This window comes from Niameybacter sp. (genome assembly GCF_036655075.1).
Lineage (GTDB): Bacteria > Bacillota > Clostridia > Lachnospirales > Cellulosilyticaceae > Holtiella.
In genome coordinates, this window is record NZ_JAVVQU010000099.1 from 1 (window position 1) to 2621 (window position 2621).

The 2621-nt window shown below is 37.7% G+C and carries 2 protein-coding genes; both read right to left on the bottom strand.

Features of this window, described 5'->3' with window-relative positions; translation table 11 throughout:
* Positions 1-355, bottom strand: a 355-nt coding sequence (locus RRY75_RS14075) for a class I SAM-dependent methyltransferase (protein ID WP_332717398.1), incomplete at its 3' end; no start/stop codon positions are given.
* A gap of 6 nt (positions 356-361) precedes the next feature.
* Positions 362-2621: DEAD/DEAH box helicase family protein (locus tag RRY75_RS14080; protein WP_332717401.1), on the bottom strand; the 2260-nt coding region annotated here is incomplete at its 5' end.

Below are 2621 nucleotides of genomic sequence, written 5' to 3' on the forward strand. Positions count from 1 at the left end.
TAAACACGTCTACCATCTCATCGTCTGGCACATGGAGCAAAGTCGCACACGCCCATATTCCATCATAAAGTTGTACATCCTCAACCTCTTGGAAGACCATGTGGCGCACAGGTTGACCAATTAAAGCTTCCGTCTGTTGACACATAGCTTCTGATCCATCTATAGCCGTTACCATATAGCCAGCTTCTTTGAAAGCTAAACTATCTCGCCCAGAGCCACAGCCAGCATCTAAAATATAGGCCTCTTGAGGAAGATGCTTAGTGAAAGTGTTACGTAATTCACTCATATCTACGTTAAGGGTGCCTGCAATAAAGTCTTGGGCATTGGTGTTGTAATAGTTAAGTGTTTGATTCATAGTGAGTTACTCCTTCTTCTTTTTTTCCATTTTTTTATTAAATCGTTCACGATAATATTTAGTTAGACGGTAGTCAATGGCATCTTTAAAATGCATCTTAAATGTTTCTAACTCCAAGAAAGGTAGTAGGCACTCATCTAAGGTTAAAACATACCCTTCCTCTTGTCTAAAGAAATCACTTGCACTGTTTAGCAATGCCTTAACAGGATTATCTTTTATCAACTTCATCCAGCGTTTATCATCCCAATTTTTGTAGTCTTGACCACTTTTATCTTGCAATAAATCTATATTATTAGATTCAGTGTCATAAAAGTTACGATACGATTGTAGCACATCATCCTCTGTGACTTTCAATCGTATATTCCCTTCGTTATAAAAACTTAAAAGAAGAGGCATTTTGTAAGTACGGCTCATATCCGTATTTTCAATTCTATTGATAAAGTCTCCAGCTCTTGAGCCTAAAAGGCTTTCCTCTTCCTTATTAATATCTCCCGTCTCTTTTAAGAAACTTAAATAATCATTGAGCACATTTTCTTTTGTACGCCCTTTCATACGAGCATATAGTTCTTGTTCCATATGACTATATAGAACTGTACGAGTTGGTCTTTCTTCTCTATCTTGTTTTATCACTTCATAGGCTTCAAGGATACAGTCTCGTAAATCTCTTTGCTTCTTGCCCATCTCCTTAAATAAATCAATCAATCTAAAATCAAAATCTATCAAACATCCTTCTGGAAGCGCCATATTTTGAGGATTTTCTTTTCGTTTCTCTTGTTCAGTGTACGCTTTTGTTCCTAGTAAGAAAGGTATTAGATTAGCCTTTTTATAATTTCCTATAAAATCTAATACAATAAGATATTCCTTATTTTTATGCTTTCTAAGTCCTCTTCCTAACTGTTGTAAAAAGATTACTTCTGACTCTGTTGGACGTAGAAAAAGCACCATATCAATACTTGGTACATCTACTCCCTCATTAAACATATCGACTGAAAAAACTACTTGTAGCTCACCTTTTTCCAGTTTGTCCAAAGCTTCCACTCTGTCCATTGCCATTTTACCTTGTTCTCCACTGTAGACTGCTGCTACTTTAATCTTATTTTGTTTGAAATAGTTTGCCATGTACTCTGCATGTGCTTTAGAACTGCAAAAACCCATGGCACGTTTTGAATTATACTTTAAGTAATGCTTCAAGACCAAATCAGCACGTTGTGTTGCCATTAGTCCTGCATCTAGTGCTTCTGTGTCATACTTACCATTTCTCATAGCAATCTCATCATAATTGACGGTATCATCATAAACTCCATAGTATCTAAAAGGTACCAACCAATCTTTGTTAATGGCCTCTTGCAACCTTACTTCATAAACCGTATTGTAATTAGCGATTTCAAACACATCTTCATTGTCTAGTCGTGTTGGTGTCGCCGTCAAAAAGAGCCAGAACTTAGGCTTAAAGTAGTTTCTAATCGCTTCATACTGCTTAGCTGTAGCATGGTGACATTCATCAATCACAATATAGTCAAAAGTATCCTTTGCAAAGAATGCCTGATTCAAATATTTCTCTTTCCCTAATGTTTGAACCAATGCAAAGGTCGCTTCAGCTTCTGTATCTTTCCTATCATTATAGAAGAATCCTGTATTTTCTATCTGACGCACCTTTTTAAAACTGTCTTCTGCTTGGTTCAAAATTTCCTCACGATGGGCTACAAAAAGTACACGCTTGTATGTCTGAGAGTCAAAGGCAGCTAGATAAGTTTTACCAATACCCGTTGCTGCCACAACGATACCTCTATCCCACCCTTCTTCCCTTGTATGTTTTAATGCATACAACGCTTCAATTTGAGCTCCACGCGGTTCATACAAGTTAATGACCTGACGTTCAGCTCGCCCATCCTCTGCGGTATTTTCTTCACCTAATGGCACTACCACACCCTGCTCCGCATCCCAATCTGCTTGTTCTTGTGGCTTAGAGAAAATACGTGGCTTAGACCAACTCTTTGAGTAAGCTTCTAACACATCATCTGTTACAGGCGTTGAATGGTGTTGGAATAAATCTACAAAGGTATCATAAAAATGGTTGAAGTCTACAGGATTGCTCGACTTGTTAAAACGGTAATTCCATTCAACAGACTTTGTCAAAGCCCCTCTAGAAATATTGGAAGACCCCACGTATATTTCACTGTCACTTTCTCCATGGAACATATAGGCCTTAGGATGAAAAGACTTGTTAGGTACATTATAAAGACGTAGGTCTAGCTGCTCTCCTAAT